This is a genomic window from Parageobacillus galactosidasius (assembly GCF_002217735.1).
Taxonomy (GTDB): domain Bacteria; phylum Bacillota; class Bacilli; order Bacillales; family Anoxybacillaceae; genus Parageobacillus_B; species Parageobacillus_B toebii.
This window is the reverse complement of the sequence record NZ_NDYL01000002.1, coordinates 482,058-496,067: the sequence shown is the minus strand read 5'-3', so window position 1 is coordinate 496,067 and position 14,010 is coordinate 482,058. Positions and strand designations below refer to the sequence as shown.

Here is a 14,010-nt window from a genome sequence, read left to right as displayed (position 1 = left end):
AAATAAAAAGGGGATAGAGCATTGAGTCAAGCAAATGAAGAGAAAATCGGAATATGGTATACGGCGTTTTCTTATTTGTTGTGGGGAATTTTACCGCTCTATTGGAAGCTTTTGGAGTCTCGTCCTGCGATGGAAATTTTAGCACACCGCATTATTTGGTCGTTTTTCTTTATGGTTGTGCTGCTTATTGTAACGAGGCAAATAGCATCGTGGCGAAAACAGGTTTCGATGATGATGAAAAACCCAAAATTAGCAGGAGGAATAATCGCGGCGGCTATACTAATCAGCGTGAATTGGTTTGTATACATATGGGCGGTTACCCATGGGCATGTGGTGGAAACAAGCTTAGGTTATTATATTAATCCACTCGTCAGCGTTGTATTAGGAGTGGTGGTGTTAAAAGAACGGCTTAATTTATGGCAATGGATTTCCTTTATTCTTGCGAGTATCGGAGTTTGTGTGATGACTTTTCAATACGGTACATTTCCATGGATTGCGTTAACGCTTGCTTTTTCTTTCGGGATTTATGGGCTGGTGAAAAAACTGGCAAGCGTTGATTCCGAGATTGGTTTAACAGTGGAAACGATGGTCGTCACACCGATTTCTTTCATCTATTTGTTTATTTTATATGATCATTCTTCACTGTTATCAACGCTCACTATTTGGCAATTGTTATTATTGATTGGTGCTGGTCCGGCAACTGCGGTTCCGCTCTTATATTTTGCAAAAGGAGCAAGACGGATTTCGCTTACCATGCTCGGATTTCTTCAATATATCGCTCCAACGTTAACATTATTGTCTGGCATATTTTTGTTTCACGAAGCGTTTACGAAAGCGCACGTATATACGTTTAGCTGTATTTGGGCGGCGCTTGTCATTTTTTCTTTTTCTAAAACAAAATGGATGCAAAGATGGCATGATAAAATTATTAATCGTAACTCATTTGGCATATAGAAAACGGATCGATGATATCGGTCCGTTTTTTATTTTGCATTGTGTTGAACACCCATTTTTATAAAAATATCTAACCATTTGCCATCCAAATGAATAGTCTACTAGTACAAAAGTGAAGGAGGTGCTCATGATGGGTGCAGGTTACGGTGGAGGATTTGCGTTAATCGTTGTCTTGTTTATCTTGTTGATTATTGTTGGATGCGCATGTATTGGTGGTTGGGGGTACTAACCGCTCGTTAAATTTAACATAAGGAGGTGCATACTATGTCATTTGGTTATGGTTTTGGCGGCTGGGGCGGCTACGGCTGCGGCTTCGGCCATGGCTATGGCTTTGGCTATGGCGGGTTTGGTCAAGGCCGTAGTTTCGTGCTAATCGTCGTCTTGTTCATCTTGCTTATTATTGTCGGATCAGCATGGTTCTAATTGCCGGCTAGATAACACATGACAATCGGGAAGAAGCCGATCAACGGCTTCTTCCTCATTTTATTTTTACGAAAGACTTTTCGAGATCACCAATATAACGTTAGTGGTCGAGAATTACGCCGTCTGCGATGATTATTGTAAATAAGAAGAACGTGAACTAGAAAAAGCGAAAATATTGAAATAAGCATAAATGAAAAAGAGGCTTCCGCACAGCCTCTTTTTCATATGAACAAATCCGTTTCATTCTCTCTTCACCTTTCACAAATATAATAATGGAGAATGCCGGCTTTTTTCATCCGTTTTCATTATGATGAACATGCTTGTAGCGGCGCTGGACATAGAGAAGGCGGAAAAAGAGGAATATCGCCCCAGAAGCTAATCCCGCAATCAGTCCAATCCAATATCCAAACGCTCCGAAAGAAGTGAAATTGGCAAGCGTATAACCGAATGGCAGCCCAATGCACCAATACGAAACGAAAGCGGCCCAAAATGTAGCGTTGACATCTTTATATCCTCTAAGCGCGCCTTGAATCGGAGCAGCTACGGCATCCGAAAATTGAAAGAAAATCGCATACAATAAAAATTGCTCCGTCAAAAATAGCACATCTTGTTCGTTCGTATAAATTTTGGCAATATCCCCGCGGAAAAAATAAAGCAAAAGCGAAGTAACAATCGCTGTTGATACTGCCATTCCAATGCCGATAAAGCTATATTGTTTCGCATCTTGATAACGATTCGCTCCAACTTCAAAACCAACGGCGATCGTCAATGCTGTAGAGATGCTTAATGGGATCATATAAAGAAACGACGCGAAATTCATTGCGCTTTGATGAGCGGCGATCGTCGTTGTATGAAACTCGCTCATCAACAATGTGACAGCGGCGAAAATGCTCGTTTCAAAAAAAATCGCAAAACCGATCGGAAGCCCGATTTTTAATAGTTTTTTCCACGTGGCAAAAGAAATACGATAAAAACGCTCGAATAGGTTAAAGCGATCAAATCGCTGAAACCGGCGGACGATGATGACCGCTATAAAAAACGAATACCAATATGTGATCGTCGTTGCATAACCAGAGCCGACACCGCCGAGCTTCGGAAAGCCAAATTTTCCATAAATGAGTAAGTAGTTAAACAAAATGTTAATAGGGAGTGCCGTTAATGTGATAAACATCGTAATTTTCGTCTGGCCAAGCGCATCAATAAAACAGCGCAGAACGTAATAAAGAAATAACGGGATTATACCAAATGAAAGGGCGATTAAATAATCATAAGCAACTTGTTGTACTTCTGCTTCTAAATTCATGTGATTCAAAATCGGATTTAAGGCGGCGGCACCGCCAGCGATGATGGCTAGGGAGATCACAATCGCTAAATACATCGTTTGGATCACCACATGAGGAATTTGCTCGTACCGCTTTGCTCCGAAATGTTGAGCGACAATTGGCGTCAGAGCGAGTAAAATGCCGCTCATTCCTGTAAAAATCGGAACCCACAAACTTGATCCAATCGCGACTCCTGCTAAATCACTTGAACTGGCATGTCCTGACATCGTAACGTCAGCAAAGTTCATCGCATATTGACCAACTTGAGTAATAAAAACGGGTAGAAAAATATGAAGCAGCTGTATGATTTTCTCTTTGTGTGTCATCGTTTGCTGCATCAAAACCGCCTCTTTTCCAATAAAGTTGCACTATCCATATAGATTACGAAAAAAATCGGAAAGAAACAATCATTTTGTTTTTAATAACGATTATATTATTTAGTCACACATTGTTCTAAATGCAAAATTGGAATGATCGCAATAAAAGATATACAGGAAAGAAGCTGTCCTAGCTGATAAGGACAGCTTCTAGTTTCAGCAGTTTTCCAATGGCAGTTCGATAAGAAAACAAGTTCCATTGTCTCCGCTTTCGACTTTCATCGTTCCTTTATGCAGTTCGATGATTTTGCGCGATAGCGGCAGCCCAAGTCCAGTCCCAGTTTCTTTCGTAGAGAAAAATGGATCAAAAATATGGCCAATAATCGTTGGGGGAATCCCAGGCCCATCGTCGCAAAATCGAATTTGGACAATATTGTTGTATAATTTCGTCGAAATAGTGACATGCATTGTCTTTTTCACTTTTGCCTCGACCGCATTGCGAAATAAATTTAAAAACACTTGTAATAACTGGCTTTTATCCACTTTTATCACACAATTGTCGAGGCGTTCGTCTAAATCAAAATGAATATTTACATTATGTAACAAAGCTTCGCTCTGTAACAACATCCCTAAATCTTCTTGAATAAAACGATGAATAATCATTTTTTCCATTTTAATATTCGCTGGTTTGGCGATACTTAAAAAGTCGGTAATGATGCTGTTGGCGCGGTCAAGTTCAGGAATGAGAAGACGATCAATAAGAGAAACAATTTGATCTGGAAGTTCGCCTTTTAAAAATTGTAAATATCCACGAACAGTAGTAAGCGGATTGCGAATTTCATGGGCAATTCCCGCAGCGATACGACCAGCCACCGCCAGTTTTTCCGTTTCTTTCATCATGGTTAATGATTGAAATGTGCTAATCACTCGTTTGATGGAACCATCATTGTTATAAAGGAAACGTGTATTAATAATTCCATAAAAACGGTCGAATACTTCGCGATTATAAATCGGCTCCTTTTTTTTAATGGATTGCAGCGTTACGATGAGTTCATCGGGCAGCTGCAATAGTTCACGAATATGCTTTCCGATGATGGAATCACGATCTACTCCGGTATCAATTGCCGTTTGCAAGTTGCAAAGTGTAATGATGCCGTTTCCATCAACAAATACGATATGATGGGGAACAAGGTCGAAAATCGGTGTTAAAAACTTTTCAACCTTCTCAAATAGAACGTCATGATTTAGATCAATATCCAATTGTAGATCAGTGTCTTTTTTGGAAGAAGCGGGAATGGACTGAATCGTTGGTGAAATGTTTCCACGCTTCTTTTCTAATTTCATTCCTTCTTTATAATCCGTGTAGGTGAATGAAAAGGGAATTTGTTTTATTAAATTTTGATAAAACCGCGTTTCTTGTTCCAATTGTTTTACACGTTGTTTTAACTTTTCATAAGATAAGTCCATACTTCCAGTACCCCTTGAGAAAACGTTCATTAGTTATTGTACAAAAAGGTGTTCGTTTTGACTAGCAGTGATGTAATGAGCCGTATAGCCTCTTTGTATTTGCGGTGATTGTGTTTGCTGTCGCTTTGATGTCTTGATGATAAAAGGAAGCGACCGCCTTAAGCGAATGATGTAACAGCAATGGAGATGTGGGAACATCGGCAAATGGCCCGTCAAATGGCCATGGTCCGTCCGTCTCTAAAAGCAATTGTTTGATTGGCACACGGGACAAAAGTTTTTGGTCCCGCGTGCGATAACAAACTTCAGGAGTGATTGAAATAAAGTAGCCGCATGCTACAATTCTCTCAATGATCGCCGGCTCCGCTTTCAACCAGTGAAAGTGAGCCTTTTTTATCTTATTTTTCTGCAATATATGTAAAGCAGTTGAAGCTTTGTCGTAAACAGCGTGTATTGCTAGCGGTAATGAGGCCGCAGCAGCAGTACGAACGATTTGTTCAAAGAAATCGCGATAATCAGAAAATCGTAAAACAGCTTCAGCAGAATAATAAGGAAGACCGACTTCTCCAATAGCAGAAAGATGTGGGCGTTCGATCTGAAGAAGACGAAGCCATTCTTCCCATTCTAATGATGATGGAAGAGGCTGTTCGGGATGAAACCCAATCGCCGCATAAATGAAATCAGGAAATTTTTGTTTTAGTTCGAGCGTCCGATAGCTGGAACGAAGATCGGTCGAAACGGCCACTACCGCGGCAATTCCTGCTTCTTGCCATTTTTTTATCTCTTCTTCGATATCGCTATATTGATCTAAATGAAGGTGGGCATCAATCACTAGCAATCACCTTTGTTATTTCCGTTTCTAATAAGCGAATAAATGTGTGCATGTCATGGAGCGAAGAAAATGTTGCTTGTGCTTGACGATCACTTCCCCCTCCTTTTCCATTCACTGCTTCTAGCTTTTGCTTCAACCATTGGCCGACGTGCAGCGAAAGGGAAGGAGCTTTGACGATGACGATGCGATGCTCCAACAAAGTCGCTAAAACGGCCGTTTTATGGTAACGATTTGCAATTTTGTTGGCAATTGCTTGCAAATCTTTTAACGTATATTGTTCATAGATGCGAATGATCACCTTTTCTGCTTGCTGTGCCGCTTTCTCTGCTTCGATATCGTACATCACTTCTTTACATTGTTGCAACTGTTTTTGTAGTTCTTTCTTTTCGGCCTCCCATTTTGCAAGCACGTCTAACAGCATATCCCGGTTTGTTCCAAATTGTTGGGAAACGGTAGTAAGAATACGATGGGAAATGCGATAATCGCCAAGAGCACGTTTGCCGCAAACAAATGACAGGCGCGTCATTCCGCGATGACGTTCTGTTTTCAGCAGCTTAATGATCCCGATTTCTCCTGTACGTGACACATGAGTTCCGCAGCAGGCTGAGACATCGACTCCTTTGATTTCGACGACGCGAATATTCCCTTCGATATCGGGAAACTTCCGAAACGGAATTGTGTGTGCTTCTTCTTTTGTCACATAGTATGTTTCTACAGGAATATTGGCGTAAATAAGTTCGTTGGCGCGATTTTCAATGGCGGTGAGCGCTTGCTCGGATAAAGAAGGAATGTTTAAATCAATCGTTACTACATCAGTGCCCATATGAAAACCGACCGTATGGGCGTCAAAAAGCTCTATGCAAACAGCGGATAATAAATGTTGCCCGCTATGTTGTTGGGTATGGTCGAGACGGCGAGCCGCATCGATTTGGCAATGAACGGTGGATGTTTTAGGCAAGGAAGGGAGACGATGATACACTTCCTCGTTTTCTTCAAATACTTCTAATACACGCATTCCTTCAATCGTTCCGCAATCGGAAGGCTGTCCGCCGCCTTCTGGATAAAATGCCGTTTCTGCTAATGTGACAATATATGTATCTCCATCTTCACGAGCACTTGTGATTGTCGTTGTCCATTCGCTTGTCGCTGGAGAAGTGTAATATAATTTCACGGTCATCGTTCTTCGTCCTTTCCAAGATTGTCTGCTTTTATCTTACCAATTTTTATCGTGGCTGCCTACTTTTATATAGTTTTTACCATGCATAAAATGTTTTCCTGAAAGAGATGAAAAAATATTTCACAATCGAAATAGTGGGATAAAATTTCATGAACAAACAAGGGGATGGGCTGTTGATTATTTAGATAAAGAAACAATCATTTATGTTATTAAACTATGTTCTAAATAACCAATATGAAAAAGAGGGAGCTTCCCTCTTAAGACGAAACTTGCTGTAACTGTTTTGCAAAAACATGATAAAGGATCAACGCGAAACAGGATAATACAATACCTGCTAAGTATGGAAGTTCGATCATTGTTGTAAACATCTGTCCGGCAATTGGAGGTCCGATGATGCGCCCAAGGGAGTCAAACGAAGAAAGCAATCCGGTAGCACGCCCTTGGCCGCTTGATATATGTTTAGTGACTAGCGAGGATACACAAGGGCGGATGACGCCGTTTCCGATGCCAAAAATCGATAAAAATATAGCGGCGGTCAGGAAGTTGTGAACGAATAAAATGAGGGCAAATCCAACGGCTGATACAACGATTCCGCCTTGAATGACGCGGCCTTCACCAAATTTTTGAATTAGTTTTCCAATGAGCCCTCCTTGGACAATCGCACTTGCAAGCCCCATAATCATAAAAATATAGCCTAATTGCGAGGAATATAATTCTGCGCGTTTTGCTGCGTAGTAAGCGAATGTTGCTTCTAGCCCAGCCAATGAAAAAGTAATAAGCCATTGAAGAAGGTACAGAAATAAAAGCGGCCCTTTTAGTATGTACCATATCGGTTCTTTTGTTTTTAAAGTTGCCGGTTGTTTTTCTTTTGTCAATGATTCTTTCAAAAAAAGAAGCACGAGACATGCGGTAACAGCGGATAGTGTTCCTGAGATAAAGAAAGGAATATGCAAATTTATTTTCGAAAAAATGCCGCCAATCGCAGGACCAAAAATAAATCCAAGACCGGTAGCGGCGCCGATAGCCCCCATTGCTTTTCCACGTTCTTGCGGTGTCGTGACGTCAGCAACGTAAGCCATTGCGGTAGGAATCGTAGCTGCTGATAGCATCCCGCCGATAATACGGGCGATAAATAACATTGTAAGTGTTTTTGACACGGCAAACAAAAAGAACGAGAGCGACAATCCGGCGATGCCGATGAATAAAATTGGTTTTCGCCCGTAACGGTCGGACATCTGGCCCCAAAATGGAGCGAATAATAGTTGCATCAAAGAGTACGTTGCCATTAGCAGTCCTAATTGCGTAGGAGTGGCACCCACTTCTTCTGCTAAAAAGGGAAGAACCGGGATGATAATGCCAAAACCAGACATCACCAAAAACATAACGGCAAATAAAAGAGAAAGAAAATTAGCCTTTTTCATATTGTTACCTCCGATCGTTCATACTTCTTTATCATAATGAAGTTTATGGGAATTTGCAAAACATTCTAGGAGGAAACGCACGAGAAACATCCTAACATTGCATCATATTATTGGAGAGATAGGATTTGCCTCGATTAGGAACGCATTGGGCAGATTTTTAATTTCTGTATTGGGGTGATGGATGGAGTCAGTATATTCGGCTTGCTTGCGTCATGATTAGGATTTCCTTTCTTTTTATAGCACATTTAAAAAAAGATGAAAAGTTATATTGGGGTATAGGGGGGATAGTTTGTAGACAAACTACTGTTTTATGTATAATTATCAGTGGCAACTTTGAAATGAATGATAGCTAGGTGATGAAAACGATGTTAACATTGAACGATGTTTTAGAGGCAAGGGAAAAAATGAAAGGGATTGTTCATCAAACTCCGCTTGAGCATTCCCAAACATTTACTAATCTTTCTGGCAATGAAGTATACATGAAGCTCGAAAATTTGCAAAAGACGGGATCGTTTAAAGTGCGGGGATCATTTAATAAAATTATGTCGTTAAGCGAAGAGGAACGAAAGCGCGGGGTGATTGCCGCTTCGGCTGGAAACCATGCTCAAGGGGTCGCCTACTCCAGCGGCATGATCGGTATTCCATGTACGATCGTCATGCCCAAAGGAGCGCCGTTAAGCAAAGTAGAAGCAACGAAAGGTTATGGAGCGGAAGTTATTTTACATGGCGACGTATTTGACGAATCGCTTGAGTATGCGTTCGAATTGCAGCGGCAGCGAGGAGCGACGTTTGTTCATCCGTTTGATGATTTAGCGGTCATGGCAGGCCAGGGAACGATTGGCTTAGAAATTATCGAACAGCTCCCGGATGTCGATGTTGTCCTATGTCCGGTTGGGGGCGGCGGACTTCTTGCCGGATTGGCATTTACATTAAAACAGTTGAAACCATCGATTCAAGTATATGGAGTCGAATCGTCTGCTTGTCCTGGAATGACGGCGGCGCTCCGTCATAAAAAGCCAATAACCATTACTTCTTCTGATACGATTGCCGATGGCATCGCGGTGAAAAAACCAGGAAATATTACGTATCAATATATTGAAAAATATGTCGACGGCGTCGTCTGTGTCGAGGAAGCGGAAATTTCTCGAACGATGCTATATTTATTGGAACGTAACAAGCTGCTGGTCGAAGGTTCTGCGGCGTGTCCGCTTGCGGCGCTATTGTATCAAAAATTTCCATTTACTAGAAAAAAAGTTGCCACCATATTAAGTGGGGGCAATGTCGATGTCACCCTCATTTCACGAATCATTGAACGCGGGCTCGTCGAATCTGGACGGTTTGTGACATTTACGACTGTTATCTCCGATAAGCCTGGCCAGCTCAATAAACTGTTGCGAATTATCGCCGAATTGGAAGCAAACGTTATGTCGATTCACCATCAGCGCATCGGAGCAAAAGTGTTGCCGGGTCAAGCAGAAATTCATTTCTCTCTTGAAACAAAAAATCAAGATCATATCCAGCAAATTCATCAAGTATTATTGAAAGAAGGATATGACGTCGAGTTTCTCCAATAACATCAAGGGATGGCGCAGGCACGCCATCCCATCTTGCTTTTTAATGAACGTTTGGCATATCTCGCAGTTTTGTTTGTCCGATTCCATCGTGTGCCATTTTCGCTTTTAGGCTTTCAAGAATGTAAAGCCCCACCATCCCCATTAATTCCTCATCGGTCATTTCTTGAATGAGCTGCAGCAAATCATTGCGGTCGAGCTCTTCCAAAATTGACATCGTCATCACTTCCGCATCTTCTTCATCACCTGTGAGTCGGTTTTTATAGTATTCATATAGCTCGTCAACAAATTTCATTCGTTTTTCCTCCATCTGTTTCGTTTATCATCAGTTTGCATAAAATCTATGTATATGATGATTGACTAATTTTGGTTCAGTATAGTAAGATAGTAAAAATTTAAAAAAGGGGGAAGAGAGATGATTCGGCGTCTAACAAAGCATGACCATGACCAGCTTTTTTCGTTTCTGCAAAAAGAACCATCGTTTAATTTATTTATTATCGGTGACATCGAATCGTTTGGATATGATGCCGACTTTCAAGAAATTTGGGGAGAATTGGACGAAACAGGCAATCTAAAAGCAGTGCTGCTTCGGTATTATAATTCTTTTATTCCGTATGCGCAAGGAGATTTTGACGTCGAAGTGTTTGCCACGCTGATTCAGCAAACGAATGTTTTTCCTTTCATACTTTCCGGCAAGTCGTCCATCGTGGAGCGGTTTGAACAATGGCTGACGTTGGGAAATAAGCGTGTCATGTATTTTTGTGAATGCGATACGGATGAATACGCAAACGAATACGCGAACCAAATGGATTACTCTATAGAAATTAAAAAGGCCACGCTGGAGGACGTAGATCGCATTATCGAGCTGCGGCAACGCATCGCTGAATTCGCCACTGCCCCAAGAACGAGAGAGAGCCTTGCAAAAAGTTTAGAGACAAAGACAGGAAGAACGTATTACATTGAGCAAGATGGTAATATGGTCGCTTCTGCGTCCACGACGGCAGAAAATTCGCTATCCGCGATGATTGTCGGCGTCTGTACCGATGAGGCGCATCGACAAAAAGGGTATGCGAGCGCCATCATGACAAAGTTGATTCAAGATTTGATTTCGGAAGGGAAAACATTATGTTTGTTTTATGATAATCCGCAAGCAGGCAGCATTTATAAACGCCTTGGTTTTCGCGATATCGGTACATGGACGATGTATCTCTAGAAAAGGCGGGTTTACTTGACTAAGAAGTAGACCCACCTTTCATGGTTATTACCCGTCCGCTCCGTTTGGCGTAACCCGGCGAATATGCTGGTCGCCTTTTTCTCTCATCGCCTTTGCCTCGTCGTTAACAAGCTGTTTTTGGTCGACCAACGATGATGGAGTTTGTTTTTTGTTTGCCATATTGATCACCTCATTTGTGATGATTTTGCTCGTTGAATAAACATTTCGGCATCCTCAATTAATCCACATGCGCCGCATTGCACGCGATAGCTTGGGCCGCGGTAAGGAAGATGGAACGGTTCTAACGCATCATTTGTATATTCTTGTTCAATTTCACCGGTTTGCGGATTCAGTTTTACCGCTTTGGGCTGTTGCTCGATTAAATGAAAGCGCGTTCGATTCGTTTTACAGTTTGGACATAGCATCGGTTCCAAATGAAACCACCTCCCACCCTTATTTTCTTGAAAAGACGCCGTGATTATGTATGAAATGGTGAAAAAATATTCCATATGCCATGGAGGAATCACATACAAATATAGCGCGCATAGTAGTGGATAAAATAGCTGGGTTTTATTGGAGAGCACAACATAGCGCAATGCCTTTCTGGGAAGTAAAGAAAAATTCCCCAGCACTAAAGCTGGAGAATTTTATAACGAACAAAAAATGTATTCCAATATTTTGCTTGACCGATTGCTCGTTCGTCGCGAAGCACATCGCCAGGGGCGTTTCCTTCTCCAATCACATAGCCGATATATTCAATTCCCATAAATTGAAAAATGTATTGAAACTGCTGAATGAGCGGGAGACCTTTGATATATGGATTGTCACCGCCGCAAATGATGACAAAGGCTTTTTTCTTTTTCATTTCCTCTTTAAAAGAAAAACGCGTATCTCGCAAACTTTGTGACCAGCGATCGATAAATTGCTTCATATGCCCGCTCATTCCATACCAATAGATCGGCGTCGCAAATATAAGCACATCATGCTGGAGAACAAGTTCGATGATTTGATCATAATCATCGCTGACTTTCGTAAACCCTGCCGGATCGTGGCGTTTGTCGACAATCGGCTGAATCAAAAAGTCTCTTATATTGATACGGGTGGAGGAGACTCCTTCCAAAATAACGTCTGTCAGCTGTTCGGTATTTCCGTTTTCTCTTGAACTGCCATTTAACACTAAAATTTTTGCCATCGTATCCATCCTTTCTTTTCCAATCATATGATGATGATAAACGATAGTTGACATTTCCAGCAACCATTCCGTATTTTATAATTAAATGAAATTAATAGGTAAAAAATATTTTATCTTTTCAGAAAATAGTGGTAATATAAAAGCAAAGGAGACTTTCCATGGCAGAAAAAACGTTAAGAGATCGAATTATCGATACTGCTCTTCGTCTATTTGAAAAATACGGCTATCATGGTGTAACAGTCGACCGAATTGTTACAGAAAGCAACACGTCTAAAGGCGGATTTTATCATAACTTCAAATCAAAAGACGAGCTTCTTTATCACATTCATGACGTATTTATTACGTATGCGCTGAATAAAGCGCAAGAAGGGTATCAAAATTACACCACTCCGACGGAGCGATTGTATGCAATTGTTCAGTCATTTGTCAAAGTGTTTCACTTATATAAACCGCATATTACTGTTTTTTACCAAGAAAGCACGTATTTAAAACCGGAATATTCTGAGAAAATTAACCGAAAGCGTGATGAATTTAAACAAATCATCTTCCGTGTTATTCGCGAAGGAATCGAGGCGGGAGAATTTCGGCCTGAGCTGTCCGTTGAAATTACAGGAATGTCGATCATCGGCATGGTGAACTGGACATATAAATGGTATAACCCAGACGGTCCGATGACCATCGAACAAATTGCAAACTACTTTGCTGATTTTATCTTGCATTCCATTTTGACGGAAGAAGCAAAGCGGCAGCCGCAAATATCCGGCTTTTTCATTAAGCCGATTTCTGGTTCATTTCAAAAGTAATATTTAAAAAAAATGAAGAAAAAGCAGATGATGTTTCATACACGAAACAAACCAACTAGTCGGTCTTAATAGTGGCGGATAATTCTGTTGAGTGTTTTATTTCTTGGTTTAAAACCGACTAGTCGGTTCAAACATAAATCTATTAAATGGAATGGGGGAGAGAAAATGAATTTTGAGTTAACAAAAGAGCAACAAATGATTAAAGAAATGGTTCGTGAGTTTGCGGAGAAGGAAATTGCACCAAACGCGGCGAAATGGGATAAAGAAGCGTATTTCCCTGTTGAAGTTTTTAAGAAGATGGGCGAGTTAGGACTTTTAGGAATTCCGTTTCCGGAAGAATATGGCGGCGCCGACGGAGATACGATTTCATATGCTATAGCCGTAGAAGAAATCGGCCGCGCGTGCGGCGGGACTGGATTAAGTTATGCTGCTGCGGTTTCCCTAGGAGCAAGCCCGATTTATTACTTCGGCACGGAAGAACAAAAACAAAAATGGCTTGTACCGATGGCAAAAGGAGAAACGTTGGGCGCATTTGGGCTAACTGAACCAAATGCTGGGTCTGATGCAGGTGGAACGAAAACAACAGCGGTATTGGATGGCGATGAGTATGTCATCAATGGAGAAAAATGCTGGATCACAAATGCGGAATACGCACGACAAGTCATTGTTACCGCCGTGACAGGAAAAGACGAACGAGGAAAAAACATCATTTCCGCAATTATCGTTCCAACGGACACTCCAGGATTTACGATCCGTTCAAACTATGACAAAATGGGCGTCCGCGCCTCGAATACGTGCGAATTAGTGTTTGAAAACGTACGTGTGCCAAAAGAAAATGTACTCGGAGATCCGAAAAAAGGCTTTAAGCAATTTTTATATACGCTGGATGGCGGACGCATTTCCATTGCTGCGCTAGCGGTTGGCATTGCCCAAGCGGCATTTGAGAAAGCGCTTCAATATGCGAAGGAGCGTGTCCAATTTGGTCAGACTATTTCAAAATTTCAAGCAATACAATTCAAGCTTGCTGATATGGCGATGGAAATTGAGCTGGCGCGCAATATGGTGTATAAGGCAGCTTGGTTAAAAGACCAAGGGAAACCGTTTACAAAAGAAGCGTCATTCGCAAAACTGTTCGCTTCGGAAATGGGATTCCGCGTTTGCAACCAAGCCATTCAAATTCACGGAGGCTATGGGTATATGAAAGAGTACGGAGTCGAGCGCCATTTACGAGACATCAAACTGATGGAAATCGGAGAAGGTACGTCAGAAATTCAACGTCTTGTTATTGCCCGTCAACTTGGATGCTAAATACCGGGAAATG

General features: G+C 41.4%; 16 protein-coding genes. 7 read left to right on the top strand and 9 right to left on the bottom strand.

What is annotated here, in order from left to right; translation table 11 throughout:
* The first annotated feature begins 21 nt into the window (after positions 1-21).
* The 3 genes from rarD (at position 22) to B9L23_RS21405 (ending at position 1,377) form a co-directional block, all read left to right on the top strand.
* Positions 22-954, top strand: coding sequence for an EamA family transporter RarD (rarD, locus tag B9L23_RS11895; protein WP_081189616.1), 933 nt, complete (start codon positions 22-24; stop codon positions 952-954).
* A 130-nt stretch (positions 955-1,084) separates the two neighbouring features.
* A complete protein-coding gene (locus B9L23_RS11890) occupies positions 1,085-1,183 on the top strand; it encodes a YjcZ family sporulation protein (RefSeq protein WP_073967981.1) in 99 nt (32 codons plus the stop codon).
* A 35-nt stretch (positions 1,184-1,218) separates the two neighbouring features.
* On the top strand, positions 1,219-1,377 hold the full coding sequence (locus tag B9L23_RS21405) for a YjcZ family sporulation protein (RefSeq protein ID WP_089097726.1): 159 nt from the start codon (positions 1,219-1,221) through the stop codon (positions 1,375-1,377).
* Positions 1,378-1,669: 292 nt separating this feature from the next.
* Here the strand turns inward: B9L23_RS21405 and B9L23_RS11880 are convergent, their stop codons facing one another.
* The 5 genes from B9L23_RS11880 to B9L23_RS11860 form a co-directional block, all read right to left on the bottom strand.
* Positions 1,670-3,037 carry an MATE family efflux transporter gene (locus B9L23_RS11880; RefSeq protein WP_062677712.1) on the bottom strand — a complete coding sequence of 456 codons (1,368 nt, stop codon included), beginning with the start codon at positions 3,035-3,037 and terminating at the stop codon, positions 1,670-1,672.
* Between the two features lie 195 nt (positions 3,038-3,232).
* Entirely contained in the window at positions 3,233-4,483 is a 1,251-nt protein-coding gene (locus tag B9L23_RS11875; RefSeq protein WP_062754761.1) for a two-component system sensor histidine kinase NtrB, read from the bottom strand.
* Positions 4,484-4,544: 61 nt separating this feature from the next.
* Positions 4,545-5,312, bottom strand: a complete 768-nt coding sequence (locus tag B9L23_RS11870; RefSeq protein ID WP_062754759.1) for a TatD family hydrolase — start codon at positions 5,310-5,312, stop codon at positions 4,545-4,547.
* A complete protein-coding gene (locus B9L23_RS11865; protein ID WP_081189612.1) occupies positions 5,305-6,489 on the bottom strand; it encodes an alanyl-tRNA editing protein in 1,185 nt (394 codons plus the stop codon). Before B9L23_RS11865 ends, B9L23_RS11870 begins: the two co-directional genes overlap by 8 nt.
* A gap of 257 nt (positions 6,490-6,746) precedes the next feature.
* Positions 6,747-7,910: an MFS transporter gene (locus B9L23_RS11860; RefSeq protein ID WP_089097725.1), complete on the bottom strand. Its 1,164-nt coding sequence runs from the start codon at positions 7,908-7,910 to the stop codon at positions 6,747-6,749.
* A 365-nt stretch (positions 7,911-8,275) separates the two neighbouring features.
* Here B9L23_RS11860 and ilvA point away from each other — a divergent pair, with 365 nt between their 5' ends.
* The gene (gene ilvA, locus B9L23_RS11855; RefSeq protein WP_089097724.1) at positions 8,276-9,484 is read left to right on the top strand and encodes a threonine ammonia-lyase; all 1,209 of its coding nucleotides are present in this window, start codon (positions 8,276-8,278) and stop codon (positions 9,482-9,484) included.
* Between the two features lie 40 nt (positions 9,485-9,524).
* Here ilvA and B9L23_RS11850 read toward each other — a convergent pair whose 3' ends face one another.
* Entirely contained in the window at positions 9,525-9,776 is a 252-nt protein-coding gene (locus B9L23_RS11850; protein WP_062754754.1) for a DUF6154 family protein, read from the bottom strand.
* 120 nt (positions 9,777-9,896) lie between these two features.
* Here B9L23_RS11850 and B9L23_RS11845 point away from each other — a divergent pair, with 120 nt between their 5' ends.
* The gene (locus B9L23_RS11845) at positions 9,897-10,694 is read left to right on the top strand and encodes a GNAT family N-acetyltransferase (RefSeq protein WP_015864026.1); all 798 of its coding nucleotides are present in this window, start codon (positions 9,897-9,899) and stop codon (positions 10,692-10,694) included.
* 48 nt (positions 10,695-10,742) lie between these two features.
* On the opposite strand, the gene B9L23_RS21400 is transcribed toward B9L23_RS11845, so the two are convergent.
* From B9L23_RS21400 to B9L23_RS11835, 3 genes are all read right to left on the bottom strand, one after another.
* Entirely contained in the window at positions 10,743-10,874 is a 132-nt protein-coding gene (locus B9L23_RS21400; protein WP_281255491.1) for a hypothetical protein, read from the bottom strand.
* Positions 10,875-10,879: 5 nt separating this feature from the next.
* Positions 10,880-11,128, bottom strand: a complete 249-nt coding sequence (locus B9L23_RS11840) for a hypothetical protein (RefSeq protein WP_015864024.1) — start codon at positions 11,126-11,128, stop codon at positions 10,880-10,882.
* Between the two features lie 197 nt (positions 11,129-11,325).
* Positions 11,326-11,886, bottom strand: a complete 561-nt coding sequence (locus tag B9L23_RS11835) for a flavodoxin family protein (protein ID WP_089098315.1) — start codon at positions 11,884-11,886, stop codon at positions 11,326-11,328.
* 158 nt (positions 11,887-12,044) lie between these two features.
* On the opposite strand from B9L23_RS11835, the gene B9L23_RS11830 reads away from it, so the two are divergent.
* Both B9L23_RS11830 and B9L23_RS11825 read left to right on the top strand, forming a co-directional pair.
* Complete coding sequence (locus B9L23_RS11830) at positions 12,045-12,689, top strand: TetR/AcrR family transcriptional regulator (RefSeq protein WP_089097723.1); 645 nt, start codon at positions 12,045-12,047, stop codon at positions 12,687-12,689.
* Between the two features lie 165 nt (positions 12,690-12,854).
* Positions 12,855-13,997, top strand: coding sequence for an acyl-CoA dehydrogenase family protein (locus B9L23_RS11825; protein ID WP_081189606.1), 1,143 nt, complete (start codon positions 12,855-12,857; stop codon positions 13,995-13,997).
* The last annotated feature ends 13 nt before the right edge of the window (positions 13,998-14,010 follow it).